The sequence below is a fragment of the Occallatibacter sp. genome (assembly GCF_049802275.1).
Classification (GTDB): Bacteria; Acidobacteriota; Terriglobia; order Terriglobales; family Acidobacteriaceae; genus Telmatobacter.
Window position 1 is genome coordinate 1 of sequence record NZ_JBARMD010000308.1, and the last position, 5,947, is coordinate 5,947.

Below are 5,947 nucleotides of genomic sequence, written 5' to 3' on the forward strand. Positions count from 1 at the left end.
TTCTTCGACAAAGAGCGCGCTGCGTGGCAACAGGTTGAGCAGGTGGTGTTCGGCACCGGCAACGGATGAGAAGAATTCCCAACCGGGAAAGACGCTGACACCTCCTGCGGCAGCGGCTTCGATCTCCATCTCCTGTTCGTCGGAATCGCCATCGCCCTCCGCAACCTGGACGCGCTGCTTGCTGAGGCGCGCGTGGACGGCTGCCAGCAAGTGTTCCGTAACAGGAGTTTCGGTCAGCGGTAGAAGCTGCGTTTCGTCGAGGCCGGATTGCGAGCGCTGCGTTTCGGGGTCGAACTTGCGGATGGTATCGATCTCGTCGCCGAAGAACTCGATGCGCACGGGGCGATCGATTTCGGGTGAGTAGACATCGAGGATGCCGCCGCGGCGGGTGAACTGGCCAGGCATTTCGACCAGGTCCATCTGGGTGTAACCGACGCTTGCCAGGTGACCAGTGAGCACTTCGACGTCGACTTCTTCGCCACGGCGCACCGTGACGGCGAGACTGGCGTAGTAGTCGCGATGGAAGAGGCGAAGCGCGGCAGCTTCGGCGGGTGCGATGAGAATGGAGACTGCCCCGGTTGCAAGTTTGAAGAGGGCGGCGGCACGCTGCTCCTGCACGTCGGGGTGGGGAGAGAGATTTTCAAATGGCAACACGTCGTGAGCGGGCAGGCGGACAACACGGTTCGGATCGACAGCACCCGTGAGTTCGCAACCGGCGCGCAAAGTCATCTCCAGCGCCTCGGCGGCCTTGTTGTCGGCGACCACGACGATGACTGGTTGCTTAGCGGCTCGGGCGAGAAGAGGAATGTACAGCGAACGAGCAGCATTGGTGAGTCCGGACACACGCCTGCGACCGACACCGAGGGAGAGGTGCCTTCGCACGCGATCAAAGGAGGAGGACTGCTCCAGTTCCGCGAATATTTCGCGGACAAACGGGAGGATCATGCAGTTCTTAGTTTAACCGACTGCACAGAACTTTGCGGGGACTGCACGTCCATCGGATCGTGCTTCGCGCCTTTGTGAATTAGCGGAGAACATCACTGTCTAGTCTGCGGTTTGCGCCGGGACCGTTGCAGGTTTGGCTGACTCGCGATAAACGAGCAAGCCGCCGAGGGCCATTGCGCCCGCGATGGCCCAGAGGCCGGCAGAGTAGTGATGCGTGATGTCGTGAAGCCAGCCCATGGCGGAGGGTCCAGCGAAGGCTCCGACTGCGCCGACGGAATTGACCAGCGCGATAGCCGCACCCGCAGCTTTTCCGCTGAGTCGGCTGGCAGCCAGGCTCCAGAACATGGGCAGTGAGGCGAGGATGCCCATAGCGGCAACACTGAATCCCGCCACCGCGACGAGTGCGGTATGCGCCAGCCCTACGGCGATGAAACCCGCGGAGGACGCTAGAAAGAGCCAGGGCAATGCGCGGAATCCGCGACGACGGCTGGCCCATAACATGGCGAGTGCGCCGAAGCCGAAGGTGACCGTAGCCCACCAGCCAGTGGAAAGATTGGAGGCTCCGACGGTGGTCAGAATCCGGGGCAGCCAGAAGGTGAGGCCGTAGTTGCCACTGCTCCAGAGAAAGTAGACGACGCAATCGCGCGCCACGTGGAAGCTTTGCTTACCGGAATCGGGTCGCTGAATCTCATCCTGCTGCAGATCGCCGATGATCTGTTCCCTCTCACCAGCCGAGAGCCACGGTGCAGACCATGGGCCGTCTGCCAGCAGAAACCACGCCGCAACTCCCAGAATTATGGCGGGTAGTCCTTCCAGCAAGAAGAGCCATTGCCAGCCGCGGAGGCCGGAGACATCGTTGAGCAGGAGAATATGCGCGGAGATAGGAGAACCGATCGAATTGCACAGCGGGACCGCAAGCAGGAAAAGCGCGAGAATGCGCGTGCGGAGAGTTCGCGGCATCCAGAAGGTGAAGTAGTAAATCACGCCGGGATAAAAACCGGACTCCGCGATGCCAAGCAGGAACCGGACCCCAATGTAAGCCGCCTCGGTGTGAACAAACGCTGTCCCCATGGAAATGAATCCCCAAATGACCATGAGGATGGAAAGCCAGCGGCGTGCGCCGAGACGCGCGAGCACCAGGTTGGCGGGCACTTCGAAGAGGCAATAGCTGAGAAAGAAGACGCCGGCAGCGAATCCGTAAACGCTCTCGCTGATGCCCAGGTCGTGGTTCATGGTGAGCGCGGCGAAACTGATGTTGACGCGGTCGAGGAAGGCGACCATGTAAAGGAGCATGAGGAAGGGGACGAGCCGCCACGCAATCTTGCGGTAGAGCGGACTCATGGGTGCTGGGCTCACTCGCCGCGGGCTCCTGTCAGTGCGGAACAAGCTTACAGGATTGAGGCTAGTGGGGGGGCGTCAAGGCAGTTGTTTGCGTAAATATGGAATTATGAAAAGCAGATTCTTCGCTCACCACCCCCGAACCTGCCCCACAGAGCTATCGCTCTGCGGGGCCCCTGGTACGTTCGGGGCCCCGTTCGCTCAGAATGACACCCTGACTTTTATCAGAATGATGCCCTAACTTTTATCGTGAAGAACTTCAGGGGCCGCTCCCGGAAGCGAGAAACGACTCTAGTGCGGGCGGCCCGGCAGGATGAAGTGTTCGGCGCAGCGGGGCTCATAGGCATCGCCGGGCATTTTAATCGGGCTGTCGTAGGGCGCGGGCTTACCGTCGATGAGCCGCTGCGAATAGAGGGCGCGGGCCCCGCAGGTGCAGTAGGCCATGCACTCGGTAATGCTGCCACCGTAGGCGTTCACGAGCCAGGAAAGGTTGAGCATCTCGCCGAAGGGCATGGCGCGAAAGTCGAGGTCGAGTCCCGCAACGAGCACGTCGTGATTGGCGTCGAGCAGATTTTTGGTAAAGAGAAACAGATCGCTGACGAACTGACCTTCGTCGATAGCGATGCATTCGACGCGCTTGCCGATCTCCTGTTCGAGGTCGTCGAGGGCTTTGAGAACGGACCATGGATCGTTCGATGAGAATTCGAGCGCATTCATTTTGGCGTGGCCATTGGGATTGCGGCTTTCAACGAGGCCCGGACCGCCCTTGGTGTCGTCGCTCGGCTTGAGCACCAGGACATACTGCTTGGCGTACTGGCGGCGCATCTCGGCGCGGCGCAGCAGTTCCGCGGTTTTGTTGCTGCGCATGGGGCCCAGCATCAGTTCGATTTTGCCCGCCATCATGGCGACTCCATTGGACGAATGTGGCTTACGAATTTCCATCATAATTTGATTGCCGGGCGGCTGCGCGTGATGCAGCTGCGGGAGATATCATTCGCCACCCAAGGATTTCGAGAAGGCGTAGAAGAAGTCCAGCGACTTCCAATAGGAATCGATGGGGAGGCGCTCGTCCTGGCCATGAGCGCGCACATCATTCCGCTCCAGCGCAATGGCGGAGTAGCCGTAACAAGGGTAGCCAGCCTGCGCGAAGTAGATGGAATCGCTGGCGCCATCTTCCATCTCAGGCGTCACCGGGATTCCCGGCCAGATTTCGTTGGTAATGCGCGTGAGCGGTTCGAAGACTTCCTTCAGTGGCGCGGGCGGAACGATGGCTTTGCGTTCGGGCGCGATATCAGCGACCTGGCCGGCGTCAGAAACGTATTTCACGCTGAGCTTGGAATCGCCGAACAACGCGATGAGCTGCTGGCGGATTTCTTCGGGCGAGTGGCCGGGGAAGATGCGGCAGTTCACGTTGGCCTGCGCGGTCTGCGGCAGCGCGTTGTTGGCGTGGCCTGCGGCGAGGCGCGTGGCAACGCAGGTGGTGCGGAAGTTGGAGTTGAAGCTTGGCTCGGCGCTGAGGCGAGCGGCCGCGGCTCGATCGGGCGGTGTGGCAAGAATGGCGCGGATGTTGTCAGCCATCTCACCGGTTTCCTGCCTGGCGAGGTTGCCGAAGTACACGCGGGTGACTTCGTTCATCTCAAACGGAAAGCTGTAAGCGGCGAGCTTGTTGAGCGCGGTGGTGAGCTCGTAGATTGCGTTGTCGGGCCGGGGCAGCGAACTATGGCCGCCGCGATTGGTGGCCGTGACCTGGTAGTCGGCATAGACCTTTTCCGTGGCTTCGACGTCGCCGACGATGGCGCGTCCGTGATCGATCTCAACGCCGCCGGCATCAGGATTGATGACGAACGCCGCATCGACCAGTTCTCGATGATTGTTGACCAGCCAGCTTGCGCCGTTGAATTTGCCGCCTTCTTCATCGGCAGTGAGAGCCAGGATAAGATCGCGCTTCGGCTTATATCCCTCGCGGTGAAGGCGCAGGAAGGTGAAGACCAGCGCGGCGTCGGAGTCCTTCATGTCCTGTGTGCCACGGCCGTAGAAGTAGCCGTCTTTTTCGACAAATTGAAAGGGATCGGTGTGCCAGTCCGAAGGGAGCGCCTCGACGACGTCAATGTGGCAGAGGAAAAGGACGGGCTTTTCAACGGTGGGCGAGGCGGCACGGATGCGGACGACAAGGTTTTGTTTGTTCGCATCGGGACCAAGCAGGCGCACGTCGTCGGGAGCAAAACCGGCATCGATAAAGCGCTTCTGCATGGCTTTCGTCGCTGCGGTCACGCTGCCTTTGGGCGTGTCGGTGGTGTTGATTTCGATGAGTTGCTTGAAGATGTCGCGGGCTTCGGTGCGTTCCGCGGGGGACGTGGTGGGCAGCGAGCCAGGTTGTGCTGCGGCATAGGGCACAAGGGAGACGGAAAACGCAAGAGAGCCAAGGATGACAGGGATTATCGATCGGGGCATGGGTGCAATTGTAAGTCAGAACTTTGTCCGACCGTGGTCAGTGCCAAGGGATGTAAGTTCAAAAGCAGATTTTTCCCTCCCCACCCCCGAACCTGCCCCAAAGAGCTTTCGCTCTTCGGGGACCCCTAAAACGTTCGGGGCCCCGTTCGCTCAGAATGACACTCTCAACATTGGTTGAAGTTTCAGGGACGGAACAGTAGCGGCGGCGGCTGCAGTCGAGCAATTGGCGATGTTGGTTTACAGGATGCACCAAATCGATTTATTGTGATGCCGCTGACATTATGAGGTGCAATATGTATTCGAAGTTTGTCGTCGTGGCTGGAATGGCTGTGCTTGGCGTCTCAACGGTTGCGTTGACGGCGCAGGAGCGGCCCAAGATCACAGGGATTTCGCACCTCGCCGTGTACACATCGGACCCGGCCGCGACTGATCACTATTATCGCGAGATCATCGGCGCGGCCAAGGAGACGGACCCCGAGAATCCGCAGGGCGTGAAATATGCCTTCAGCGCTACACAGTACATCGAGGTGCTGCCCTTGCCGCCCAATGTGGGCATTAATCGGATGGACCATGCCGCGTTCAACACAGCAAGCGCAGAGGGTATGCGAAAGTATCTAGCGGCTAAGGGGTGGAAGACGCCGTCTGCAGTGACAAAGGGTTCGGACGGCAGCCGATGGTTCGCAGTGCTGGATCCTGAGGGCAACAAGATCGAATTTGTGCAGCCGGCGGCGAATGCCAAGGCACCGGATAACCCGAACGTGATCGGGCATCACATCATTCACGTCGGATTCCTGGTGCACAGCCGCGAGGCCGAGGACAAGTTCTACCGCGAACTGCTCGGATTCAGGCCTTACTGGTATGGCGGCATGAAGGACGACAAGATCGATTGGGTGAGCCAGCAGGTTCCCGATGGGCACGACTGGGTGGAGTACATGCTGATCAGCGGGCCGTCGGGAACCGGCATCCCCACGAATATGACGCAGCAGACGCTGGGCGTGCTGGATCATTTTGCAATTGGCGAGAAGTCGGTGGAGGATGCGTTCAAAGTGCTGCAGGCGGGCAATCGGCTGGAAGGCAGGCACGATGCGGCGCCCAAGATCGGCAAGGACGGGAAGGGTCAGTTCAATATGTATGACCCGGATGGAATTCGTGCGGAGTTGATGAACTTCCACGCCACCGAGAAGCCGTGCTGCTCGGCATTTACGGCGGAGGA

Annotated in this window: 4 protein-coding genes and 1 pseudogene; 1 reads left to right on the plus strand and 4 read right to left on the minus strand. The window is 59.8% G+C overall.

What is annotated here, in order from left to right:
* The 4 genes and pseudogenes from WA354_RS10735 to WA354_RS10750 form a co-directional block, all read right to left on the minus strand.
* Positions 1-945, minus strand: a pseudogene (locus tag WA354_RS10735) (transcription-repair coupling factor); the annotation flags it as partial.
* A 99-nt stretch (positions 946-1,044) separates the two neighbouring features.
* On the minus strand, positions 1,045-2,301 hold the full coding sequence (locus tag WA354_RS10740; protein ID WP_472813005.1) for an MFS transporter: 1,257 nt from the start codon (positions 2,299-2,301) through the stop codon (positions 1,045-1,047).
* 273 nt (positions 2,302-2,574) lie between these two features.
* Positions 2,575-3,186: a thymidine kinase gene (locus WA354_RS10745; RefSeq protein WP_472813006.1), complete on the minus strand. Its 612-nt coding sequence runs from the start codon at positions 3,184-3,186 to the stop codon at positions 2,575-2,577.
* Between the two features lie 87 nt (positions 3,187-3,273).
* Complete coding sequence (locus WA354_RS10750; protein ID WP_472813007.1) at positions 3,274-4,734, minus strand: M20/M25/M40 family metallo-hydrolase; 1,461 nt, start codon at positions 4,732-4,734, stop codon at positions 3,274-3,276.
* A gap of 293 nt (positions 4,735-5,027) precedes the next feature.
* On the opposite strand from WA354_RS10750, the gene WA354_RS10755 reads away from it, so the two are divergent.
* Positions 5,028-5,947, plus strand: a 920-nt coding sequence (locus WA354_RS10755; RefSeq protein ID WP_472813008.1) for a VOC family protein, incomplete at its 3' end; no start/stop codon positions are given.